Raw genomic sequence first — 22,905 nt, forward strand, 5'->3', positions numbered from 1 at the left:
GGGCCCGGGTCTGAGACGGATGGTCGCCCGTCCCGGACGGTTACCGCTGCGTAGAGACGTACGGATTTCGTTGAGAGCGAAACCCGCCGCAACCGCGCGGCGATGTCGACAAAGGAACACATACGGCCCCGGACATATGCCCGGGGCCGTACAACGTCAGCGATCTCAGCCGAGGTCTCCGGCGGCGGTGCGCTCCGCCAGCTTCACCAGGGTGCGGACCGAGGAGCCGGTGCCGCCCTTGGGCGTGTAGCCGTACGGCGCGCCCTCGTGGAAGGCCGGGCCCGCGATGTCCAGGTGCGCCCAGGCGATGCCCTCGCCCACGAACTCCTGGAGGAACAGACCGGCCACCAGGCCGCCGCCCATCCGCTCGCCCATGTTGGCGATGTCGGCGGTCGGGGAGTCCATGCCCTTGCGCAGGTCGGCGGGGAGCGGCATCGGCCAGGAAGCCTCGCCGACCTCCTCGGCGATCTCGTGGATGGAGGTACGGAAGGCGTCGTCGTTCGCCATGATGCCGAACGTGCGGTTGCCGAGCGCCAGCACCATCGCGCCGGTCAGGGTCGCCACGTCGACGATCGCGTCCGGCTGCTCCTCCGAGGCGCGGGTCAGCGCGTCGGCGAGGACGAGACGGCCCTCGGCGTCGGTGTTGAGGACCTCGACGGTCTTGCCGCTGTACATGCGCAGCACGTCACCCGGGCGGGTGGCGTTGCCGGACGGCATGTTCTCGGCGAGCGCCAGCCAGCCGGTGACATTGACCTGGAGGCCGAGGCGGGAGGCCGCGACGACGGCGGCGAACACGGCGGCGGCGCCGCTCATGTCGCACTTCATCGTCTCGTTGTGACCGGCCGGCTTCAGCGAGATGCCGCCCGAGTCGTAGGTGATGCCCTTGCCCACGAGGGCCAGGGTCTTCTCCGCCTTCGGGTGCGTGTAGGCGAGCTTCACCAGGCGCGGGCCGTGGGTCGAGCCCTGGCCGACACCCAGCAGGCCGCCGAAGCCGCCCTTGACGAGCGCCTTCTCGTCGAGGACCTGCACCTTGATGCCGTGCTCCTTGCCGGCGGCGGTGGCCACGGCGGCGAAGGACTCGGGGTACAGGTCGTTCGGCGGGGTGTTGATCAGGTCGCGGGCGCGGTTGATCTCCTCGGCGACGGCGACGGCGCGCTCGGCGGCGGCCTTGAACGCCTTGTCGCGCGGCTTGGCGCCGAGCAGGGCGACCTCGGCGAGCGGCTGCTTCGGGCCGTTGCCCTTCTTGCCCTTGGGGGCGACCTTGTCCTCGCCGCCCTGGTAGGCGGTGAAGGCGTACGCACCGAGCAGCGCGCCTTCGGCGACGGCCTCGGCGTCCTCGACGGACTCGACCGGCAGGGCGAAGCCGGCCTTCTTCGAACCGGCCAGCGCGCGGGCGGCGTTGCCCGCGGCCCGGCGCAGCGCCTCGGTGTCGTACGCGTCGTTCTTGTCCGGGACCGGACCGAGCCCGACCGCGATGATGACCGGGGCCTTGAGGCCGGACGGCGCGGGGAGCTTGGTCACTTCGCCCTCGGCACCTGCGGCACCCAGGGTCTCCAGGACGGTGGCGAGCTTTCCGTCGAACGCCTTGTCCACGGCCTCGGCGCCCGGTGCGAGGACCGGGCCCTTGGCGCCCTTCGCGACGCCGACGACGAGTGCGTCGGCGCGCAGCGTCGCCGCGCCGGCAGTGCTGAGAGTGAGAGCAGTCACGGTGGTGAAATCTCGCTTCCGTTGAGTTCTGAGTCGGTCGAGGGGTGGGCCGACCGTGCCCGGCGCATCGTAGACGCCGCCGCAATGTGCCGGGAATGAGCCTACGCGCGCCTTTCCTGTTGGATCACGGCGGCGGGCCGTTCCCGGTGCCGGGGCGGTCCTGTTCCCGGTCCCGAGGCGGTTCGTTCCCGGCGCCGCCCGGCCGTGCGGTGGCCCTCCGGGCGGCCGGGGTCTTCAGGGAATCCGGCCCGGCAGTAGGGTCGTTGCTCCCGGTGGAACGCCGGACGGACAGAGAGCGGGGGAGCGGTGCGAGGAAGCGGTGTGACGGTCGGTACGGGACGGTGGTCGCCGGTCCCCGTCACCGTACTGATTCTGTTGGTCCTGTTGTCCGGCTGCGCCCCGGGGCGGCCGGAATCCGACCCCGGACAGCCGCACGCCGGTCCCTCCGGGCCGCGCGCCGGTTCCCACTGGCGTCCCGAGCCGGGCCTGGACTGGCAGTGGCAGCTCTCCGGCCGGCTCGACCCCACGGTCGACGTCCCGGTGTACGACATCGACGGCTTCGACCACGACGCCGAGGCGGTGGCCGATCTGCACGACAGGGGCCGCAAGGTCATCTGCTACCTCTCCACCGGTGCCTGGGAGGACTTCCGTCCGGACGCCGGGAAGTTCCCCGCCGCCGTGCTCGGCCGGGGCAACGGCTGGGACGGCGAGCGCTGGCTCGACATCCGCGCCGTCGACGTCCTGGAGCCGCTGATGGAGGCCCGGATCGCCATGTGCGCGAAGAAGGGCTTCGACGCCGTGGAGCCGGACAACATGGACGGCTACCGCAACCGCACCGGCTTCCCGCTCACCGCCGACGACCAGCTGCGCTACAACCGGCTGATCGCCCGCATCGCCCACCGCCACGGGCTCGCCGTGGGCCTGAAGAACGACCTGGACCAGATCCCGCGGCTGGTGGCGGACTTCGACTTCGCGGTCAACGAGCAGTGCGCCCAGTACGGCGAATGCGCCGAACTGAGCCCGTTCATCGAGGCGGACAAGGCCGTCTTCCATGTCGAGTACGAGCTGCCGGTGGCACGCTTCTGCCCCGACTCCCGGCGGCTGGGGCTGAGCTCGCTGCTCAAGAAGTACGAACTGGGAGTCTGGCGGAAGGCGTGCTGACGCGAGAGCGGGACTAGGGGCCCCGGCTCAAGCCCCCCGGCTCCCCTCCCGCCCCCCCGCCAAGCCCCCCGGCTCAGGACCCCAGCGCCAGGATCACCAGCGCCGCCGTCGCCGCCGTCTCCGTCAGCGCGCCGAACACGTCCCCGGTCACCCCGCCGAAGCGCCGCACGCAGTGCCGCAGCAGCAACTCGGCGGCCACGAGGGCGCCCAGCACGGCGAGCGCGTGGTGCAGGGCCCCGTACGGGCCGAAGAGTGCCCCCGCCGCCGCGCAGCCCGCCACCGTGACAGCCCCGGCCGCCAGCGCGCCCCCGGCCGGAACGGTGGAGGCGACCACCGCGCCCAGGCCCTCCGGGCGGGCCGCCGGGACCCCCTGACGGGACGCCAGCGTGAGCGCGAGCCGGGCGGCGACGGCGGCGACGGCCGCTCCCAGCGCACCGTGCGCCCAGCCCTGCCCGTACAGCTCGAAGAGGACCGCGACCTGGGCCAGCAGGACCAGGAGCAGCGCGATGACACCGAACGGACCAATGTCCGACTGCTTCATGATCCGCAGCGCCGCTTCCGCCGGTTTCGCGCTGCCGAGGCCGTCGGCGGTGTCCGCCAGGCCGTCCAGATGCAGGCCCCGGGTGAGGGCGGCGGGCACCGCGACGGAGGCGACCGCCGCGAGCAGCGGCCCCGACCCGAACAGCAGCGACAGGGACCCGAGCGCGGCGGCGAGCAGACCCACGACGAGGCCGGCGAGCGGGGCACAGAGCATTCCGGCGCGCGCGCTCTCGCGGTCCCAGCGGGTGACGCGGACGGGGAGAGCGGTCAGGGTGCCGAAAGCGAAACGTATGCCGTGGCTGTTCAGGGAGGTCACCGCGGGCAGGCTAGCCGGTTCATCTCGCCGATAGATTAGGCAAAACGCATCAAAATCGATGCAACGTGACTTATCGGGAGTGGGTGGCATGGGTCACTGGTGGCACACCAACATCACCGAGCCGGGCAAGCTCCCGCTGCTCCTGGCGCTGAGCGCCTTTGTGCTGACCTTCGCCGTCACCCGCACCATCACCCGGCTGATCCGGGCCGGGAAGGGCCCGTTCCGCAACATCACCCCGGGCGGGGTGCATGTCCACCACGTGGTGCCCGGCGTCGTGCTGACCGTGGTCGGCGGATTCGGCGCGGTCGCGAGCGGGCGGCACGGGGCCACCGCGGGGACCTGCGCGGTGATCTTCGGGATCGGGGCGGGGCTCGTGCTGGACGAGTTCGCGCTGATCCTCCACCTGAACGACGTGTACTGGACCGAGCAGGGGCGCCAGAGCGTGGAGGTCGTCGTCCTCACCGCCTCGCTCGTCCTGCTGGTCCTGGCTGGCTTCTCGCCGCTGGGGGTGAACGACGTGAGCGGTGCGGAACAGCAGAGCAGGCTGAGCCTCGTTGTGTCCTTCGCGGTCAACTTCTGCTTCGTACTGATCGCCCTGTTCAAGGGCAAGGCGCGGATGGCGGTGGTCGGCACCCTCGTCCCGTTCGTCGCGCTGACCGGCGCGATCCGGCTGGCCCGGCCGGCCTCGCCGTGGGCGAAGCGGTTCTACCGGGGCAGGCACCGCGCCCGTGCCCGGTCGGTGCTGCGCGCGTACCACCACGATGTGCGCTGGGCGGGGCCGCGCCGCAGATTTCAGGACCTCATCGGAGGGGCGCCGGACCGGGTGCCGCTGCCGCCCGGCCGCGAGCCCTGACCGCGCCGCCGCGCGCGTACCTCCACCACCGCGCACAGCACCAGCACGACGACGATCGCGGCCAGATGCTCCTTGCCCGCCAGGTTGTCCTTGAAGACGATCTCCACCACCATCGTCACGATCACCAGCGCTCCGGTGAACCACGCCCGGTAGGCATGGCAGACGTACACCGCGAGCCCCACCACCGCCGCCGACGGACCCGTGTCCACGACCTGCGCGTCGGAGGCCGGCAGCCCGAGGAAACCCGCCGGGCCGACCGCGATGCCGACCCGTGCGTACAGCGTCCCGGCCAGCGTCGCCAGATACGCGATGCCGAGCGTGCGCCAACGCCCCAGACAGATCTCGGCGATGCCGAACATCACCAGCAACTGCGCCAGCGCGCCCCACACCGGCAGATCGAGAGCGGGGACGAACAGCGAGAGCGGGGTACGCAGCAGGGCGAGCCATACCGGGTCCTCCGCCTGCACCGCGCCGAGGTCCTGCACGGTCCGAAAGCCCCAGGACTGGTTCTGCACCACCTGTATCAGCGCCGTCAGGAACACCGCCGTCAGCGTCATCGGGACGGCCCGCACACCACGATCGGTCAGTGCCCGCCGTACGGTTCCCAGTGCCGGCCCCCACTCCCGGCGGGCCGCCGCGCGCAGGGCGCCCACGCGGGTCATCTGCGGGTGGCCAGATGCGAGCGGTGCAGCCACTTGGGCAGCCCGGGGGCCTCCAGGAACCCTTCGGCGCGGCCCGCCGCGATGCCGATGCGCAGCAGATCGGCGCTCTTCTCGAAGAGCATGAAACGGGGCTCCCAGATCGGTCGGTACTTGGCGTTGGCGCGGTAGAGCGACTCGATCTGCCACCAGCGCGAGAAGAAGCTCAGCAGGGAGCGCCACAGCCTCAGCACCGGTCCGGCACCCAGGCGCGATCCCCTCTCGAAGACGGACCGGAACATGGCGAAGTTGAGCGAGACCTGCGTGATCCCGATCTCCTCGGAGCGCTGGAGCAGCTCGATGACCATGAACTCCATCAGGCCGTTCTCCGCGTCCCGGTCGCGGCGCATCAGATCCAGCGAGAGACCGTGCGGGCCCCAGGGTACGAAGCTCAGCACGGCGCGCAGCTCGCCCGGCCGCCTGTCCTGACCGTCCCGGCCCTCCTGACCGTCCCGGCCTTCCTGACCGTCCTGGCTTTCCGGGGCGGCGTCCCGGCACTCCAGCATCACGCACTGTCCGTCCGCCGGGTCGCCCAGGCGCCCCAGCGCCATCGAGAAGCCGCGCTCGGTGGCCCCGTCGCGCCAGTCGTCCGCGCGCCGCAGCAACTGGGCCATCTCGTCCTCGGGGATGTCCTCGTGCCGCCGGACGGTCACCTCGTACCCGGCCCGTTTGACGCGGTTGTACGCCTGGCGCACGGTGCGCATCGCCCGCCCGTCGAGGGTGAATTCGGAGGTCTCCACGATCGCCTCGTCGCCCAGTTCCAGCGCGTCGAGGCCATGCCGGGCGTAGACGGTGCCCGCCTCCTCGCTCGCGCCCATCACCGCCGGGAGCCAGCCGTGCTCCCGCGCCTCGGTGAGCCACGGCACGATCGCACCCGGCCAGGCCTCCAGGTCGCCGATCGGGTCACCGGAGGCGAGTGACACCCCGCCGACCACGCGGTAGACCACGGCCGCCTTCCCGGTCGGCGACCAGACGACACTCTTCTCGCGGCGCAGCGCGAAGTAGCCGAGCGAGTCGCGGTCCCCGTACACGTCCAGGAGGGCGCGGAGCTTCGCCTCGTCCTCGGGAGTCAGCGCGTCGACGGCCCGGCGGGCGCGGAACGCCGCGTACACGACGGCGATGAGCAGCAGGGTGGAAAGGATGTTGATGACGACGTTGACCCAGCCCGGCGACGTGATGCCGGGAAAGCGCGAGTCGTCGGCGGCGACCGAGATCAGCCGCAGCGCCCCGTAGCGCCAGCGGTCCAGGAACGTCGAGCGGTACTCGTCGTGCGCGGTGTTGGTGATGGTGACCAGGCCCGCGGCGAGCAGCGAGGCGATCAGCAGCCCGCCGACCGCGACCACGGCAGCCAGCCGGGGGTTGGCGCGGTCGCCCTTCGCGTAGAACTCCCGCCGGCCCAGCAGCAGGGCCAGGACGAACGCCGCGGTGAGGGCCAGCGAGACCCAGTTCTGAGCGTGCTGCCGGATCTCCGGGAAGAAGAACGCGAGGGCCAGGAGCAGCAGCAGGAGCCCGCCCGCCACCATGTTGACGATCCAGGCGGCCCGCTTGCGCCGCCGCATCGTGACGGCCAGGAACAGCGCGACCACCCCCGACGAGAAGCCCGCGGTGAGCAGATAGGGGGTGAAGAAGTTCTCGGTGTTGTGGCGCCGCAGATCCTGGCCGAAGCTGACCCAGACGGCGCTCAGGAAGTTGATGAACGAGACGATGCGCAGATACCAGATGGCGAACGCCGCGCTGCGCCGGGACCGGGCGGTGCTGCGCCCGGCTTCCTCACTGGCCAATCGGACCTCTCCCATGAAAAGCGATCATATGGGGCGTCGCGGTTCATGGTGGTGCGGGGCCGCGGCCGGTGTCCGGTCGACCGCGGCCCGGGAGGGCCGGGCGCTGCTGAGGGCAGCTCCTGGGGGAGCCGGTCCGGTCAGACGCCGTTCTTCGCGTCGTCGGCTCCGGCTTCGCCTTCGGACTTGGGCTCGGCGTCGGTCTCGGCGTCGGAGCCGGTGTCCGCCGCCCCCTCCGCTTCGTCGTCCGTGTCCGTTTCCGCGTCCGGCGCGCGCTCGGGCAGTTCGGCGGCCAACGCCGCCGCGGCCTGGACGAGCGGCAGGGAGAGCAGCGCTCCGCTTCCCTCGCCCACGGTGATCCCGTGGTCGAGCAGCGGGGTCAGCGCCATCCGGTCCAGCGCCTTCGTCTGCGCGGGCTCACCGCTGACCTGCCCCGCCAGCCACCAGTCCGGTGCCCGGAACGCCGCGCGCTGGGCCACCAGCGCACAGGCCGCCGAGACGACGCCGTCCAGGATCACCGGCATCCGGCGCACCGCGCTCTGGAGCAGGAAACCCGTCGTCGCCGCCAGATCCGCGCCCCCGACCGTGGCCAGCAGTTCCAGCTGGTCGCCGAGGACCGGCCGCGCCCGGCGCAGCGCGTCCCGGATCGCCGCACACTTGCGCATCCACGCCAGATCGTCGATGCCCGCACCGCCGCGCCCCGTCACCACCGAGGCGTCCGTACCGCACAGGGCGGCGATCAGCGTGGCCGCGGCCGTGGTGCCGCCGACACTGAGATCGCCGAGCACCACCAGATCGGTCCCGGAGTCGGCCTCCTCGTCGGCGATCGCCATACCGAGACGTACCGCCCGCTCGGCCTCCTCCGCCGTCAGCGCGTCCTCGATGTCGATCCGCCCGCTGCCGCGCCGCACCCGGTGCCGTACGACGGACTCGGGGAGCAGCTCCGGGTCGCAGTCCACACCGGCGTCGACGATCCGCAGCGGTACGGAGAAGCGGCGGGCCAGCACCGATACGGGACTCGCGCCGTCCAGCGCGGCCCGGACGAGGTCGTACGTACTCCCGGCCGCGCGGCCGGAGACGCCCAGCTCCGCCACTCCGTGGTCACCGGCGAAGAGCACCACGCGCGGCTGCTCGACCGGCTTGACCGGCACGGACTGCTGGGCGGCGGAGAGCCACTCGCCCAGTTCGTCGAGGCGGCCGAGGGCGCCCGGCGGAACGGTCAGGCGCTCCCGGCGTTCCTCGGCATCGCGCCGTACGCCGCCGTCGGGGCGTTCGATCAGATCGGAGAAGTCGTCCAGATTCACGGAGGTCTGCCTCGCGGGTCGTAACGTCGGGGGCCGGGAACCCGGCGGCGGGCTCCTGCCGGGAACAGTACCGGTGCCCCCTCCCGGGAAGTGCCGCCGGAGGCGGGCTCACCCCCGCAGCACCAGTACCTGCCCCGCCACCACCAGCAGAACCTCCTCGCACTCCGCCGCGACCGCCGCGTTCAACCGCCCCAGCTCGTCCCGGAACCGCCGCCCGGCCGCCGTCGACGGTACGACCCCCGAGCCCACCTCGTTGGTCACCGCCACCACCTTCCGCGGCGTCCCGCGCACCGCGTGGACCAGCTCCGCGACCCGCTCCCGCAACGCCTCCGCGCCACCGTCCGCCCACCGTGCGTCGTCCCAGGCCACCACCCGGTCCATGGCGTCCGTCAGCCACAGCGAGAGGCAGTCGATCAGCAGCGGTGGCCCGTCCCGGGTCAGCAGCCCCGCCAGCTCACAGGTCTCCTCGGTGCGCCACGCGGAGGGCCTGCGCTCCCGGTGCAGACCCACCCGCTCCGCCCACTCGGCGTCGCCGTCACGGCGGCCGCCGGTCGCCACGTACACCACCTCGGGGAAGGTCTCCAGGCGCTGCTCGGCCTCCAGCGACTTCCCGGACCGTGCGCCGCCGGTCACCAGCGTGCGCCGGGGCACGTCCGGTACCGCGTGGTACTCGCCCACCACCAGCGTCGTCCCGTCCGGAACGGCGCGCGCTCCGGCGGCCGCGAGCTGCCGGTCCAGCGCGGCGCCGGGCGGCGCGTCATGGCCCAGATGGACGGCGATGACCTCGGTGGTCGGGCCGACCGCGTGGACGGCCCGCAGCCGGGCCACCGCGTCGGGCCGTGCGATCACATCGCCGACCACCATGTCGTACGGCGCCGCCACCCGCCCGGTGAGTCCCGCGGGCGCGGCACCGGGCGGCAGGTACAGCAGCCGCTCGCCCTCCGGCGCCGTCACCTCGTACCCGGTCCCCGGCGCGTCCATCGGCACCGCCCGCACCCGGTGCCCGCTGATCAGCGTCAGCACCTGGCCGTCCGGCACCCGCCCGGCCGGTGGCAGCACGGCCGGCAGCTCGACGGCGGGCCCGTCATGGGGATGGGTCAGCAGCACCTGGCGCACCGCGCTCAGCGAATGCCCCGCACGGGCGGCCGCGAGCACGGCCCCGGGGGTGAGGTCGAGCAGCAGCGCGTCGTCGATCAACAGGGAGGTCGCGGCCCGCGCCCGCGGGCCGCGGGCACTCGCGCAGGCGGCGCAGGGGCAGTCGGGCCGCGGCAGCCCGTCGGGGGCTCCGGTGCCGAGCAGAGTCAGTTCCACGTCCTGATCCTCCCGCGTCCCCGCGCCGGGTGCGCGCCCGGCTAGGCTTCGGGCAGCAACGTGACCCAGGAGGCGGACATGGCGTGGACGTGGCGGTTCGAGAAGTCCGACGGTACGGAGACGGAGCCGGCTCTTCAGCCGGACGAGTTCACGACCCAGGGCGATGCGGAGTCCTGGATCGGTGAGTTCTGGAAGGAGCTCGTGGAGGGCGGAGCGGAGCAGGTGACGCTCTTCGAGGACGCGACCAAGATCTACGGCCCGATGAGTCTCCGCGCGGATCAGCCCGAACAGTCCGAACAGCCCGAAGCGTCCGACCGGGCCGACCAGCCCGAGGCCGACCGGGCCGGGGCGGCCGACACGGCCTGACCGGGGTACGACCCCGCGGCTCCCGTACGACGGAAAGGGGCGGACGGCACAGGGAAACCCTGCTGCCGCCCGCCCCTTCCGCGTACCGTGCCGGCCGGTCCTGATCGTGGCCCCCGGACCCCGGACCCCGGACCGGACCTGGACCCGCCCAGGACCCGGACCCGGGACCCCTCAGATCTCGCCCAGCGTGACCTCGGCCGTCTTCTCCGCGTCGCTGCGCGTGTACGTGACCGTGACCTTCTGGCCGGGCTTGTCGCCCGCCAGGACCTCGGAGAGCGACGTGATCGTCGTGACCGCGCTGCCGCCGACCTTGGTGATGATGTCGCCGGCCCGCAGCCCCGCCTTCTCCGCGGCGCCGCCCTTCGTCACGCTGACCAGCGCCACACCGGCGGGCTGGTAGCTGCTGTCGACGACCGTGCGCCCGGTGATGTTCAGCGCGGCCCGTCCCGAGTCGGTGACCTTGCCGCTCTTGATGATCTGGTCGGCGACCGTCTTCACCATCGACACCGGGATCGCGAACCCGATCCCGGGGGCCGCGCTGCCACCCATCTGCGGGTCCGTCGCCGCGAGCGTCGGAATGCCGATCACCTCACTGTTGAGGTTCACCAGCGCGCCGCCGCTGTTGCCCGGGTTGATCGCCGCGGACGTCTGCACCATGTCGGCGATCGTCGCCCCCGTGCCCCCGCCCGTACGGCCCTCGCTCACGGTCCTGCCCAGGCCCGAGACGATGCCCTGGGTGACGCTGCTGGACAGACCGAGCGGCGAGCCCATCGCCATCACGATCTGCCCCACCTCGACCTTCGTCGAGTCACCGAACTTCGCGGCCTTCAGCCCGTCGGGGACCTTGTCGAGCTTGATGACGGCCAGGTCCTGTTCCGGATACGAGGAGACGAGCGAGGCGCTGAACACCTTCTCACCGGTGGCGACGCTGACCTTGAAGGTCTTCTCCGAGCCGACCACATGGGCGTTCGTGACGATATGGCCCTTGTCGTCATACACGATGCCCGAGCCCAGACTGTTGGAGGCATCGATCTGTACGACCGACGGCAGCACATCCTTGATGACGGCCTCGTAGTCGTCCTGCAGGTCATTGGTGACGCGGGAGGCCGAGCCCTGCACCGTGCCCGACGGGCTGGACTCGCCCGCGGAGCGGGAAGTGGAGTCGGCGTCGGAGCAGCCGCCCACCAGGGCGATCGCGCAGACACCTGCGGTCAACGGCAGCAACAGCCGGCGCACTCGGCTGCGGGAGTGAGATGCATCCATGTCCGGAGTCTCACGTCTGACCCCCGCCCGCGGCCTGCGCTGATGGGCCGAACGGGGCCGTACGGGCCGCTCCGGCCCGGATGCCGGAGCGCCGGGCGCTCCGGAACGGTCCCCGTGCCCCGCCGGGGCCGACCCTCAGCCGCGGACGCCGCACAGGTGCAGCAGTGCCGCCACCCGGCGGTACGGGTCCGTGCGCCCGGCCCGGTCCTCCGCCGCCAGCACCTGCTCCAGCTCCGTGGCGGCGGGCAGCTCCACGTCGTTGCCCACGTTGTCCGTGAAGACCCGGACCCCGTACCAGGCATGCAACGGCGCCGCGATCCCGGCGAGCGTGGCCGTCAGGGCGTCGAGCCGGTCGGCCCGCACGGTGGCGCCGAGCCGGTTGGTGTACGTGGCCGTGTCGAACGCCGACAGCGCGCCGTCGAAGTCCCCGGCGTGCCCGGGGCGCATCGCGAGGGCGTCCGCGTTCCGTACGAGCAGGGAGAGCAGCCCGCCGGGCGCCAGCATCCGGGCCAGCCCCGCCAGTATCGGGTCCGGCTCCTGGACATACATCAGCACACCGTGGCAGAGCACCAGGTCGAAGCTGCCGGGCAGGAAGTGCACGCCGGTGTCCCGGCCGTCACCCTCGATCAGCCTGACCCGTTCCCGGATGCCCTCGGGCTCCACCGACAGCGCCTCGCGGGCGGCCCGCAGCATGTCCGCGTCGGCCTCCAGACCGGTCACCGAATGACCCGCCCTGGCCAGCCGCAGCGCCTGGGTGCCCTGGCCCATGCCCACATCGAGCACCCGCAGCCGCTGCCCCACCGGGAAGCGCGCGGCTATCTGCTCGTCCAGCTGTCGGGCGACGAGTTCCTGGCGGACCGTGTTGCGCAGTCCGCCGAGACCCTTCAGCCACGCCGAAGAGACCCCGGTGAAACCGGTGGTCTCCGTACTCAGGGCCGCTCTCCCCGCTTGACCTGGGGCTTCGGGAGCCGCAGGCGACGCATCTGGAGCGTGCGCATCAGGCCGTACGCGAGGGCGCCGCGCTTCGGGGTGTCCGGGAAACGTTCCCGCAGCTGCTTCTTGAGCCGGAACGCGAGGCCGACGGAGTCGACCACGATCAGCACGATCACGCCGAGCCAGAGCAGCAGCGAGATGTTCTGGATGTTCTGGATCTGGATCACGCTGAGAATCAGGATGATCACGGCGAGCGGCAGGAAGTACTCGGCGATGCAGAAGCGCGAGTCCACGAAGTCACGGACAAAGCGCCGGACCGGCCCCTTGTCGCGCGCCGGGAGGTAGCGCTCGTCACCGGTGGCGAGCGCCTCACGCTGCTTGGCCAGGTCCACGCGGCGCGCTTCGCGCTGGCGCTTCATGGCCTCCTTGCGATCGGTCGGCGTGCTGGAAGCACGCCGGCGCTGCGTCTGGGCCTCGCTGCGCTTGGGGGTGGGGCGACCCTTGGGAGCCTGCGGGTCGCGGGACGTCTTGGAGAGGTCCGTCGTGGGGACCTTCTCTTCCTTGGCACGGCTACGGAACACAAAACCCAAGGGTACGGGGTCGTCCATGGAGAGTCCGGACCGGGCGGGAACGATCCGGCAACGGCCTGCGTCCCGAGAAGCGCCCTGACAGGGGCAGAACGGACGTATGCCACCGGTTTCCCTGAGGTCACCTACTCCCTGGGCGGGAGCGGTCACCGGGGGCAGTCGTCCTTTGGGAGGAGCACATCAGCTCCCTGACAGTGCGGTAATAGAGACAGGGCCCGTACTGTGGGTTCTGTTGGAGTGCTGGAGCTCAGTCCGTCAGAAGGGGGCGCGCGAAGCCCATGAGCGGTGTCATGAAGCGTATGGGGATGATCTTCCGCGCGAAGGCAAACAAGGCCCTTGACCGGGCCGAGGATCCGCGCGAGACCCTCGATTACTCGTACCAGAAGCAGCTGGAGCTGCTTCAGAAGGTACGCCGCGGCGTCGCCGATGTGGCGACCTCGCGCAAGCGGCTGGAGCTGCAGCTGAATCAGCTGCAGGGACAGTCGTCCAAGCTGGAGGACCAGGGACGCAAGGCGCTCGCGCTCGGTCGCGAGGACCTGGCCCGCGAGGCGCTGTCCCGGCGTGCCGCCCTCCAGCAGCAGGTCACGGACCTGGAGACGCAGCACACCACGCTGCAGGGTGAGGAGGAGAAACTCACTCTGGCGGCCCAGCGGCTGCAGGCCAAGGTCGACGCCTTCCGTACGAAGAAGGAAACGATCAAGGCGACCTACACGGCGGCCCAGGCGCAGACCCGGATCGGCGAGGCGTTCTCCGGGATCTCCGAGGAGATGGGCGACGTCGGCCTGGCGATCCAGCGGGCCGAGGACAAGACGCAGCAGCTCCAGGCGCGGGCCGGCGCCATCGACGAGCTGCTCGCCTCCGGCGCCCTGGACGACCCGACCGGGACGGCGAAGGACGACATCGCCGCCGAGCTGGACCGGCTCTCCGGTGGTACGGATGTGGAGCTGGAGCTGCAGCGCATGAAGGCCGAACTGGCCGGCGGCTCCTCCTCGTCGCAGCAGGCCATCGAGGGCGGTGCCCAGGACGCCGCACCGCAGTCGCAGCAGTCCCCGCACAAGTTCGACAAGCAGTAAGGGCAACGTCATGATCGTACGGATCATGGGGGAGGGCCAGGTCAAGCTGGCCGACAGTCATGTCACCGAGCTCAACGAGCTCGACGACGTACTGCTCGCGGAGGTGGAGAGCGGCGACGGCCCCGGCTTCCGCGTGACGCTCCACGCGCTCCTGGACAAGGTGCGCGAGCTCGGTACGCCCGTGCCGGACGACTCCCTGGAGCCGTCCGGGCTGATCCTGCCGTCGCCGGACGCGACCCTCGAAGAGGTGCGCGCCATGCTCAGCGACGACGGGCTGATCCCCGGCTGACTCCCGCCGCCGTACGCGGGCCGGTCCCACGCTCCCGCAGTACCCGCACGTCTGTGCCCCGCCCGGTCCGCCGGCCGCGGGGCACCGTGCTGTCCGCCCGCGGCCCGTCCGCGCTGTGGCCGTATTCGCACACCGCGCGGACGGATCCGCGTACGACACGCCGTACCGTTGCTCGACGTGACCACCCTCTCGTCCGGGCTCGTGCGTGCCCGCCGCTGGCTGCGGGACCACGCCCTCGCGTTCGACGGGGCCCTCGCGCTCCTCGTGCTCCTGAGCATGATCTGCGGGTCGTTCGCCGACCCGAACTCGGCGAACGGGAGACCGAGCTTCGGCACCCGTACCCCCGAAGCCTTCAGCGTGCTCGTGATGGTGCTCAGCGCGTGTGCGCTCGTGCTGCGCCGGCGGCGCCCCGTGGCGGTGCTCGCCTTCACCGTGTCCCTGTCGGTCGTGGAGTTCGTGGCGATGGACCCGCCGGCCCCGGTGGTGATGGGAGCGGTCATCGCGCTCTACACCGTCGCGTCCCGCACCGACCGGCCCACCACCTGGCGGGTCGGGCTGCTGAGCGTGGCCGTGCTGACGGTGACCGCGATGTCCTTCGGCTCGGCCCCCTGGTACAGCCAGGAGAACCTCGGCGTCTTCGCCTGGCTGGGGCTGGCCGGTGCCGCCGGGGACGCCGTCCGCAGCAGGCGCGCGTTCATCGACGCGATCAGGGAGCGCGCCGAACGGGCCGAGCGGACCCGTGAGGAGGAGGCCCGCCGCCGGGTCGCCGAGGAGCGGCTGCGGATCGCCCGGGACCTGCACGACGTCGTCGCCCATCACATAGCCCTGGTCAACGTGCAGGCCGGGGTGGCCGCACACGTCATGGACAAGCGCCCGGACCAGGCCAAGGAGGCGCTCGCCCATGTCCGGGACGCCAGCCGCTCCGCGCTCAACGAACTCCGGGCCACGGTCGGACTGCTGCGGCAGTCGGGCGACCCCGAGGCGCCCACCGAGCCGGCCCCCGGGCTGGCCGTACTCGGCGGGCTGGTGGAGACGTTCCGCAACGCCGGGCTCCCCGTCGAGGTGGCCTGCGTCGACCACGAGCCCCCGCTGCCCGCGGCCGTCGACCTGGCCGCGTACCGGGTCATCCAGGAGGCGCTGACCAACGTCCGCAAACACGCGGGATCCGGCACCAGGGCGGAAGTGAGCGTCATACGGGTCGGGGCCACGGCCGAGGTCACGGTGCTCGACAACGGCCGGGGCGGTGACGCGTACCCGGCCGCGCAGGGCGAGGACCGCGACGGTGGCGGCCACGGCCTCATCGGCATGCGCGAACGCGTCACCGCCCTCGGCGGCACCCTCACCGCGGGCCCTCGGTACGGAGGCGGATTCCGGGTGCATGCGATCCTGCCGGTCAAGGCCCGCGCGGGTGAACCGGAACGGCCGGGCACGGCGGGCAGGACGGGGGGACGCGCGTGACACCGATCAAGGTGCTGCTCGTCGATGACCAGGCGCTCCTGCGCAGCGCGTTCCGTGTGCTGGTGGACTCGGAGCCCGACATGGAGGTCGTGGGCGAGGCGGCGGACGGTGCGCAGGCCGTGGAACTGGCCCGCTCGACGCGCGCCGACGTGGTGCTGATGGACATCCGGATGCCGGGTACGGACGGGCTCGCCGCCACCCGCATGATCAGCGCCGATCCGGATCTGGCGGAGGTGCGGGTCGTCATGCTCACCACGTTCGAGGTGGACGAGTACGTCGTGCAGTCGCTGCGCGCCGGAGCCTCGGGCTTCCTCGGAAAGGGTGCGGAGCCGGACGAACTCCTCAACGCCATCCGTATCGCCGCGGGCGGTGAGGCGCTGCTCTCCCCGGCGGCGACCAAGGGACTCATCGCCACGTTCCTCGCACAGGGCGGGAGTTCGGGGGAGGGCCCGGACGCCGCCGCGTACTCCGAGCGGCTCGCCGCGCTCACCGTCCGCGAACGCGAGGTCCTGGTGCTGGTCGCGGGCGGACACTCCAATGACGAGATCGCCGAACGGCTCGCCGTCAGCCCGCTCACCGTCAAGACGCACGTGAACAGGGCGATGGCGAAGCTCGGCGCCCGGGACCGCGCCCAATTGGTGGTCATCGCCTACGAATCGGGCCTGGTGCGCGCGCGGCTGGAATGACGGCCGAGCGGTGGCCGAGCGGCGGGTGCGGTCCCGGGCAGGCGGCGGGTGGAGCGTCGGGAGGGGCGACAAGTGCGGCTACGGGTGGAGATCCGGCGTACTCCACCTGCGGTATGCGCGACATAAGAAAGCAACCCGGGGGCCGACGTTCCCGCAACCGGGATCGGCGATCGTAGAGATGGCGGGATGTCCCCTGTTTCTCCCGCCCATCTGCCGCGTAAGCCACAGAAGAGAGACCCACCCATGTCCTGGCTGTCCAGATTCAGCCTCGCGCAACGGGCCCTGATAGGGCTGATCTCGATCGTCGCGCTCGTTTTCGGCGCTATCGCGATCCCGCAGCTCAAGCAGCAGCTGCTGCCCACCATCGAACTTCCGATGGTGTCGGTGCTGGCCCCCTACCCGGGTGCGTCCCCCGATGTGGTCGAGAAGCAGGTCGTCGAACCGCTCGAGAACTCGATCAAGGCCGTCGACGGCATCGAGGGCGTCACCTCGACCGCCAGCGAGGGCAACGCCGTCATCATGGCGACGTTCGACTTCGGTGACGAAGGCACCAAGCAACTCGTCGCCGACATCCAGCAGGCCGTCAACCGGGCCCGCATCCAGCTCCCCGACGACGTCGACCCGCAGGTCATCGCCGGTTCCACCGACGACATCCCGACCGTGGTCCTCGCCGTCACCTCCGACAAGGACCAGCAGGCGCTCGCCGACCAGCTGGACCGCACGGTCGTCCCCGCCCTTGAGGACATCGAGGGTGTCGGACAGGTCGCCGTCGACGGTGTCCAGGAGCTCCAGATCTCCGTCGTCCCCGACGACAAGAAGCTCGCCGAGGCCGGTCTGAACGCCGGATCGCTGGCCCAGGCGCTCCAGGCGGGCGGCGCCACCGTCCCGGCCGGTTCGTTCTCCGAGGCCGGCAAGAGCCGCACCATCCAGGTCGGCGGCGGCTTCACCTCGCTGAAGCAGATCGAGAACCTCCAGGTCACCGCCAAGGACCCGGCGACCGGCCGGCCCGGAGAGCCGGTCCGCGTCGGTGACGTCGCCGCGGTGAAGCAGGAGCCGTCCACCGCGGTCTCCATCACCCGTACGAACGGCAAGCCGAGCCTCGCCGTCATGGCGACCATGGACAAGGACGGCAGTGCCGTCGCCATCTCGGACGCCGTCAAGGACAAGCTCCCGGACCTGCGCAAGGACCTCGGCGCCGGTGCCGAGCTGACCGTCGTCTCCGACCAGGGCCCCGCCGTCTCCAAGGCGATCTCCGGTCTGACCACGGAGGGCGCGCTCGGCCTCGTCTTCGCGGTCATCGTGATCCTGGTCTTCCTCGCCTCACTGCGCTCGACCCTGGTCACCGCGGTCTCCATCCCGCTCTCCGTGGTCCTCGCGCTGATCGTGCTCTGGACCCGCGACCTCTCGCTGAACATGCTCACGCTCGGCGCCCTGACCATCGCGATCGGCCGCGTCGTCGACGACTCGATCGTGGTCCTGGAGAACATCAAGCGCCACCTCGGCTACGGCGAGGAGCGCCAGCCGGCGATCATCGCGGCCGTCAAGGAAGTGGCCGGAGCGGTCACCGCGTCGACGCTCACCACGGTCGCCGTCTTCCTGCCGATCGGTCTGGTCGGCGGCATGGTCGGTCAGCTCTTCGGCTCGTTCTCCCTCACCGTCACCGCGGCCCTGCTGGCCTCCCTGGTGGTCTCGCTGACCGTGGTCCCGGTCCTCTCGTTCTGGTTCCTGCGCGCCCCCAAGGGCACCGCCGAGAACCCGGCCGAGGCACGCCGCAAGGCCGAGGAGAAGGAAGCCGCCAGCAAGCTGCAGCGGCTCTACGTACCGGTGCTGCGCTTCGCCACCCGGCGCCGTATCACCAGCCTCGTCATCGCCGTCGCGGTGCTCTTCGGCACCTTCGGCATGGTGCCGCTGCTCAAGACGAACTTCTTCGACCAGGGTGAGCAGGAAGTCCTCTCCATCAAGCAGGAGCTGACCCCCGGCACCAGCCTGGCGGCCGCCGACGAGGCGGCCCAGAAGGTCGAGAAGGTCCTCAACGACGACAAGGGCATCAAGGACTACCAGGTCACCGTCGGCTCGTCGGGCTTCATGGCGGCCTTCGGCGGCGGTTCGGGCGCCAACCAGGCGTCCTACCAGATCACCCTGAAGGACTCGGGCGACTTCGAGGCCGCCCAGGACCGTATCGACGAGGCCCTCGGCAAGCTCGACGGCATCGGCGACACCACCATCGCCGCGGGCGACGGCTTCGGCAGCCAGGACCTCAGCGTGGTGGTCAAGGCCGCCGACGGGGACACCCTGAAGAAGGCGTCCGAAGCGGTACGCACCGAGGTCGGCAAGCTCAAGGACGTCACCGACGTCCAGAGCGACCTCTCGCAGAGCGTCCCGCGTATCTCGGTCAAGGCCAACGACAAGGCGGCCGCCGCCGGATTCGACGAGGCCACGCTCGGCGCGGCCGTCGCCGGTGCGGTGCGCGGTACCCCGTCCGGCAAGGCGATCCTGGACGACACCGAGCGGGACATCATCGTCAGGTCGTCCCACCCGGCCACCACCATGGCCGAGCTGAAGGACCTGCCCCTCGGCCCGGTCAAGCTCGGTGCGATCGCCGATGTCAAGCTGGTCCCCGGCCCGGTCTCGATGACCCGGATCGACGGACAGCGCTCCGCGACGATCACCGCCAAGCCCACCGGTGACAACACCGGTGCGGTCAGCACCTCGCTCCAGTCGAAGATCGACTCCCTGGACCTGCCGGAGGGTGCCACCGCCACGATCGGCGGTGTCTCCGAGGACCAGAACGACGCCTTCATGAAGCTGGGCCTGGCCATGCTGGCGGCCATCGCGATCGTCTTCATGCTGCTGGTGGCGACCTTCCGGTCCCTGATCCAGCCGCTGATCCTGCTGGTCTCCATCCCGTTCGCGGCGACCGGCGCCCTGGGCCTGCTCATCATCACCGGCACCCCGATGGGCGTCCCGGCGATGATCGGCATGCTGATGCTGATCGGCATCGTGGTGACCAACGCGATCGTGCTGATCGACCTGATCAACCAGTACAGGTCGCAGGGCATGGGCGTCGTCGAAGCAGTCGTCGAGGGCGGCCGTCACCGGCTCCGCCCGATCCTGATGACCGCTCTGGCGACGATCTTCGCCCTGCTCCCGATGGCGCTCGGCGTCACCGGCGAGGGCGGCTTCATCTCGCAGCCGCTGGCGGTCGTGGTGATCGGTGGTCTGATCACCTCCACGCTGCTGACCCTGCTGCTCGTCCCGACGCTGTACGCGATGGTCGAGCTGCGCAAGGACCGCAGGGCCGGCAAGAAGGCGGCCAAGCGGGCGGAGAAGGCCGGCGTCCCGGCTCAAACGGTCACCGACGAGGCCCGCGAGAGCGAGCCTTCGAGCGTGTGATCCGCCCATCCGCCCATCCGTCCCGAACGGCTGACGGCTCATGACGAAGGGGGCCTGTCCCACGCACTCCGCGTGGGGCAGGCCCCCTTGCGCTGTCCGCCGTCCCCCGAGGGGAGGGCGAGCGTCAGCCGGCTTCCACGAGGGCTCGGACGAGCCGGAGCCAGAGGTCGGGGCTCCGGTCCGCGTGGCGGACGCTCAGCGCCGAGATCTCGCGGATCAGGCGGCCACGGACCTCTTCCGGTGCCGCGGCGGCGAGATCCACGAGCTCTTCCGGAGTGATGCCGTCGGTGGCGCCCGCCAGGATCATGCCGACCTGGGCATGCGCGAAGGAGGAGAGCCGGTCGCCGAAGACCTCGCCCTCGATGCCCGCGGCATGGAGCAGCGAGTTGGCGTCTCCGGCGTCGAGGGCGCGCTGCAGATAGCTCTGGAGCGCCTCGCGGTCACGGATCAGCCGGTAGGCGGCGGCGATCCCGTCGGAGCGGGAGACATGGAGGAGGGCGTCGTGGGTGAGGGGCGCGGAGGGCGGAGCGGTGGTGCGCAGCAGGTCGGGGTGGTCCCGCAGATACTGCTGGGACTCCTTCCAGCCGTTGCAACGGAGCCATTCCGCGAGCTGGTCGTCCAGCATCAGACGGGGAAAGACGACGTCCGCTCCCTCGGCCAGGACGCGTTCCCTGAGCGCCTGGTGCTGCCGCGCGGAGTCCGGGGAGACGAGCGCGTATTCGGCGAGCGCGACCGGGGCGTCCGGTGAGCTCAGCGTGTCGGCGTGATCCGTCCAGTACGCGTACGAATCGGCCCACGTGGCGCTGAGGAGCCAGGCGGCGACGGTCTTGAGCGTCGCTTCGGGGAGCGGCAGCCAATCGGGCACCGGTCCGCCGGACTGCTCCTGCCACACCGTGTCCAGCGCCTCGCGGTTGGCCGGGGCGGCATGCCCGTAGGTGCGAAGAGCCTGTCTGGCGCGGAAGCGTGTGCTGTCCGGCCCTTCGGCGGGCGGGGCGTCCGGGGCGTCCGGGTCGGCCGTACGGTCCGCCTGTCTCACCAGGTTCACCAGCGCGGATTCGGCCTGCCGGCCCGGCTGTTCGAGCAGAAGGATGTCGCGTTCGAGGGCGCTGCTGGTGGCTGGATCGATCGTCATCAGAACTTCCACTGTCGTATCGGAGGCCGGTGCGAGGTCCCGCCGCAGCGTAGTCACGGCACGGGCGCCCATGTGCCGGACAGGAGAAAATTCAGCCTGTCCGGTCACATGTGGATACGACGGATACAGCGGATACGACGGGATGCGGCGGATACGAGGGCGTACGACGACGTCGGTGCCGTGGCCGCGGGGCCGGGACCGGGTCTGTCGCGGCTACGCCAGCGCCAGCATCCGCTCCAGCGCGAGCTTCGCGTACTTCTCCGTCTCCGGGTCGACCTCGATCCGGTTGACCAGGTTGCCCTCGGCCAGCGACTCCAGCGTCCATACGAGGTGCGGGAGGTCGATCCGGTTCATCGTCGAGCAGAAGCAGACCGTCTTGTCGAGGAAGACGATCTCCTTGTCCTCGGGCGCGAAGCGCTCGGCGAGGCGGCGGACCAGGTTCAGCTCCGTGCCGATCGCCCACTTCGAGCCGGCCGGGGCCGCTTCCAGGGCCTTGATGATGTACTCGGTCGAGCCGACGTAGTCCGCAGCCGTCACGACCTCGTGCTTGCACTCCGGGTGCACCAGTACGTTGACGCCGGGTATGCGGGCGCGCACGTCGTTGACGGAATCGACCGAGAAACGTCCGTGCACCGAGCAGTGCCCGCGCCACAGGATCATCTTGGCGTTCCGCAGTTCGTCGGTGGTCAGGCCGCCGCCCGGCTTGTGCGGGTTGTAGAGGACGCAGTCCTCCAGCGTCATCCCCATGTCCCGTACGGCGGTGTTCCGGCCGAGGTGCTGGTCGGGGAGGAAGAGCACCTTCTCGCCCTGCTCGAAGGCCCACTCCAGGGCCGTCTTCGCGTTGGAGGAGGTGCAGATCGTGCCGCCGTGCCTGCCGGTGAACGCCTTGATGTCGGCGGAGGAGTTCATGTACGAGACGGGCACCACCTGCTCGGCGACGCCCGCGTCGGTCAGGACGTCCCAGCACTCGGCGACCTGCTCGGCGGTGGCCATGTCGGCCATCGAGCAGCCCGCCGCCAGGTCGGGCAGGACGACCTTCTGGTCGTCCGCGGTCAGGATGTCCGCGGACTCGGCCATGAAGTGCACGCCGCAGAAGACGATGTACTCGGCCTCCGGACGCGCGGCCGCGTCCCGGGCGAGCTTGAACGAGTCGCCGGTGACGTCCGCGAACTGGATGACCTCGTCCCGCTGGTAGTGGTGGCCGAGAACGAAGACCTTGTTCCCGAGCTTCTCCTTCGCGGCACGCGCACGCTCCACCAGGTCCGGGTCGGAAGGGGAGGGGAGGTCGCCGGGACACTCGACGCCGCGCTCGCTCTTCGGGTCGGCCTCGCGGCCGAGCAGCAGCAGCGCGAGGGGTGTCGGCTGTACATCCAGGGGCTGGGCCGTGGTCACGTCACGCACCCTTTCTTCTCTGCGAACTCGCCTTTTCGTCTATTTGACATTATCTATCATAACCGCTTCGTGTCACTTTGACGATGCCGATAGCGTCGATGTGACGCATCCCGCCACCGGTGCGGTGTGCGAGCATGAAAAGGAACAGACACGCGCCTGGCCCGGAATGAATCCGCGGCCCTGACGGTTGAAACGTCGGCAAGCAGTCCGTACAACCCGGGAGAGAAGCAGATGTCCGTATCGGACGAGACCACCACCGTGAACGACGGCATCCTCCTTTCGGACGCCGCCGCAGCCAAGGTCAAGGGCCTGCTGGAGCAGGAGGGCCGTGAGGACCTCGCGCTGCGTGTCGCCGTTCAGCCCGGCGGCTGCTCGGGCCTGCGCTACCAGCTCTTCTTCGACGAGCGTTCGCTCGACGGCGACGTCGTGAAGGACTTCGACGGCGTCAAGGTCGTCACCGACCGGATGAGCGCCCCGTACCTGGGCGGCGCCTCCGTCGACTTCGTCGACACCATCGAGAAGCAGGGCTTCACGATCGACAACCCGAACGCCACGGGTTCCTGCGCCTGCGGTGACTCCTTCAACTAGGCGTCCCGAGGCAACGACTGACGGCGGCGGCCCCCGGGGAGTGATCCCCGGGGGCCGCCGCCGTCGGCCGTCACCGC

General features: G+C 71.1%; 19 protein-coding genes and 1 pseudogene. 9 read left to right on the top strand and 11 right to left on the bottom strand.

Going from position 1 to position 22,905, the window contains the following annotated elements; all coding sequences use genetic code 11:
- Positions 1–165 precede the first annotated feature (165 nt).
- Positions 166–1,707, bottom strand: a complete 1,542-nt coding sequence (locus OG413_RS21355) for a leucyl aminopeptidase (RefSeq protein ID WP_266807816.1) — start codon at positions 1,705–1,707, stop codon at positions 166–168.
- 321 nt (positions 1,708–2,028) lie between these two features.
- Between OG413_RS21355 and OG413_RS21360 the strand changes: the two genes are divergently transcribed.
- The gene (locus tag OG413_RS21360; protein ID WP_266807818.1) at positions 2,029–2,868 is read left to right on the top strand and encodes an endo alpha-1,4 polygalactosaminidase; all 840 of its coding nucleotides are present in this window, start codon (positions 2,029–2,031) and stop codon (positions 2,866–2,868) included.
- 73 nt (positions 2,869–2,941) lie between these two features.
- On the opposite strand, the gene OG413_RS21365 is transcribed toward OG413_RS21360, so the two are convergent.
- Complete coding sequence (locus OG413_RS21365; protein ID WP_266807819.1) at positions 2,942–3,724, bottom strand: adenosylcobinamide-GDP ribazoletransferase; 783 nt, start codon at positions 3,722–3,724, stop codon at positions 2,942–2,944.
- A gap of 88 nt (positions 3,725–3,812) precedes the next feature.
- Here OG413_RS21365 and OG413_RS21370 point away from each other — a divergent pair, with 88 nt between their 5' ends.
- On the top strand, positions 3,813–4,577 hold the full coding sequence (locus OG413_RS21370) for a hypothetical protein (RefSeq protein ID WP_266807821.1): 765 nt from the start codon (positions 3,813–3,815) through the stop codon (positions 4,575–4,577).
- Here OG413_RS21370 and OG413_RS21375 read toward each other — a convergent pair.
- The 4 genes from OG413_RS21375 to OG413_RS21390 all read right to left on the bottom strand — a co-directional run bounded on the left by OG413_RS21375 (position 4,517) and on the right by OG413_RS21390 (position 9,668).
- Positions 4,517–5,239 carry a hypothetical protein gene (locus tag OG413_RS21375; RefSeq protein WP_266807823.1) on the bottom strand — a complete coding sequence of 241 codons (723 nt, stop codon included), beginning with the start codon at positions 5,237–5,239 and terminating at the stop codon, positions 4,517–4,519. The genes OG413_RS21370 and OG413_RS21375 overlap by 61 nt on opposite strands.
- Positions 5,236–7,071, bottom strand: coding sequence for a phosphatidylglycerol lysyltransferase domain-containing protein (locus OG413_RS21380; protein ID WP_266807825.1), 1,836 nt, complete (start codon positions 7,069–7,071; stop codon positions 5,236–5,238). The genes OG413_RS21375 and OG413_RS21380 overlap by 4 nt, the downstream gene beginning before the upstream one ends.
- A gap of 122 nt (positions 7,072–7,193) precedes the next feature.
- Positions 7,194–8,357, bottom strand: a complete 1,164-nt coding sequence (cobT, locus tag OG413_RS21385; protein WP_266807827.1) for a nicotinate-nucleotide--dimethylbenzimidazole phosphoribosyltransferase — start codon at positions 8,355–8,357, stop codon at positions 7,194–7,196.
- A 108-nt stretch (positions 8,358–8,465) separates the two neighbouring features.
- Positions 8,466–9,668 carry a bifunctional adenosylcobinamide kinase/adenosylcobinamide-phosphate guanylyltransferase gene (locus tag OG413_RS21390; protein WP_266807829.1) on the bottom strand — a complete coding sequence of 401 codons (1,203 nt, stop codon included), beginning with the start codon at positions 9,666–9,668 and terminating at the stop codon, positions 8,466–8,468.
- A gap of 78 nt (positions 9,669–9,746) precedes the next feature.
- Here OG413_RS21390 and OG413_RS21395 point away from each other — a divergent pair.
- Positions 9,747–9,947, top strand: a pseudogene (locus OG413_RS21395) (hypothetical protein); the annotation flags it as partial.
- Positions 9,948–10,205: 258 nt separating this feature from the next.
- On the opposite strand, the gene OG413_RS21400 reads toward OG413_RS21395, so the two are convergent.
- The 3 genes from OG413_RS21400 to OG413_RS21410 all read right to left on the bottom strand — a co-directional run bounded on the left by OG413_RS21400 (position 10,206) and on the right by OG413_RS21410 (position 12,811).
- Positions 10,206–11,297 (bottom strand): S1C family serine protease, encoded by a 1,092-nt coding sequence (locus OG413_RS21400; RefSeq protein WP_266807831.1) that lies wholly within the window; start codon positions 11,295–11,297, stop codon positions 10,206–10,208.
- A 135-nt stretch (positions 11,298–11,432) separates the two neighbouring features.
- Complete coding sequence (locus OG413_RS21405) at positions 11,433–12,167, bottom strand: bifunctional 2-polyprenyl-6-hydroxyphenol methylase/3-demethylubiquinol 3-O-methyltransferase UbiG (protein WP_266810280.1); 735 nt, start codon at positions 12,165–12,167, stop codon at positions 11,433–11,435.
- A gap of 59 nt (positions 12,168–12,226) precedes the next feature.
- Positions 12,227–12,811: a DUF3043 domain-containing protein gene (locus tag OG413_RS21410; protein WP_266807833.1), complete on the bottom strand. Its 585-nt coding sequence runs from the start codon at positions 12,809–12,811 to the stop codon at positions 12,227–12,229.
- Positions 12,812–13,107: 296 nt separating this feature from the next.
- On the opposite strand from OG413_RS21410, the gene OG413_RS21415 reads away from it, so the two are divergent.
- The 5 genes from OG413_RS21415 to OG413_RS21435 all read left to right on the top strand — a co-directional run bounded on the left by OG413_RS21415 (position 13,108) and on the right by OG413_RS21435 (position 19,716).
- On the top strand, positions 13,108–13,890 hold the full coding sequence (locus OG413_RS21415; RefSeq protein WP_073725485.1) for a PspA/IM30 family protein: 783 nt from the start codon (positions 13,108–13,110) through the stop codon (positions 13,888–13,890).
- A 10-nt stretch (positions 13,891–13,900) separates the two neighbouring features.
- The gene (locus OG413_RS21420; protein ID WP_266807836.1) at positions 13,901–14,179 is read left to right on the top strand and encodes a hypothetical protein; all 279 of its coding nucleotides are present in this window, start codon (positions 13,901–13,903) and stop codon (positions 14,177–14,179) included.
- A 177-nt stretch (positions 14,180–14,356) separates the two neighbouring features.
- Positions 14,357–15,637 (top strand): sensor histidine kinase, encoded by a 1,281-nt coding sequence (locus OG413_RS21425; protein ID WP_266807838.1) that lies wholly within the window; start codon positions 14,357–14,359, stop codon positions 15,635–15,637.
- Complete coding sequence (locus tag OG413_RS21430) at positions 15,634–16,323, top strand: response regulator transcription factor (protein ID WP_266807840.1); 690 nt, start codon at positions 15,634–15,636, stop codon at positions 16,321–16,323. The genes OG413_RS21425 and OG413_RS21430 overlap by 4 nt, the downstream gene beginning before the upstream one ends.
- Before the next feature lie 243 nt (positions 16,324–16,566).
- A complete protein-coding gene (locus OG413_RS21435; RefSeq protein ID WP_266807842.1) occupies positions 16,567–19,716 on the top strand; it encodes an efflux RND transporter permease subunit in 3,150 nt (1,049 codons plus the stop codon).
- Positions 19,717–19,840: 124 nt separating this feature from the next.
- Here the strand turns inward: OG413_RS21435 and OG413_RS21440 are convergent, their stop codons facing one another.
- On the bottom strand, positions 19,841–20,848 hold the full coding sequence (locus OG413_RS21440; protein WP_266807844.1) for a hypothetical protein: 1,008 nt from the start codon (positions 20,846–20,848) through the stop codon (positions 19,841–19,843).
- Between the two features lie 213 nt (positions 20,849–21,061).
- Complete coding sequence (nadA, locus tag OG413_RS21445; protein ID WP_266807846.1) at positions 21,062–22,249, bottom strand: quinolinate synthase NadA; 1,188 nt, start codon at positions 22,247–22,249, stop codon at positions 21,062–21,064.
- A 222-nt stretch (positions 22,250–22,471) separates the two neighbouring features.
- Between nadA and OG413_RS21450 the strand changes: the two genes are divergently transcribed.
- Positions 22,472–22,828, top strand: a complete 357-nt coding sequence (locus tag OG413_RS21450; RefSeq protein ID WP_266807848.1) for an iron-sulfur cluster assembly accessory protein — start codon at positions 22,472–22,474, stop codon at positions 22,826–22,828.
- Positions 22,829–22,905 lie beyond the last annotated feature (77 nt).

This window comes from Streptomyces sp. NBC_01433 (assembly GCF_026340105.1).
In the GTDB taxonomy this organism is placed as follows: Bacteria; Actinomycetota; Actinomycetes; order Streptomycetales; family Streptomycetaceae; genus Streptomyces.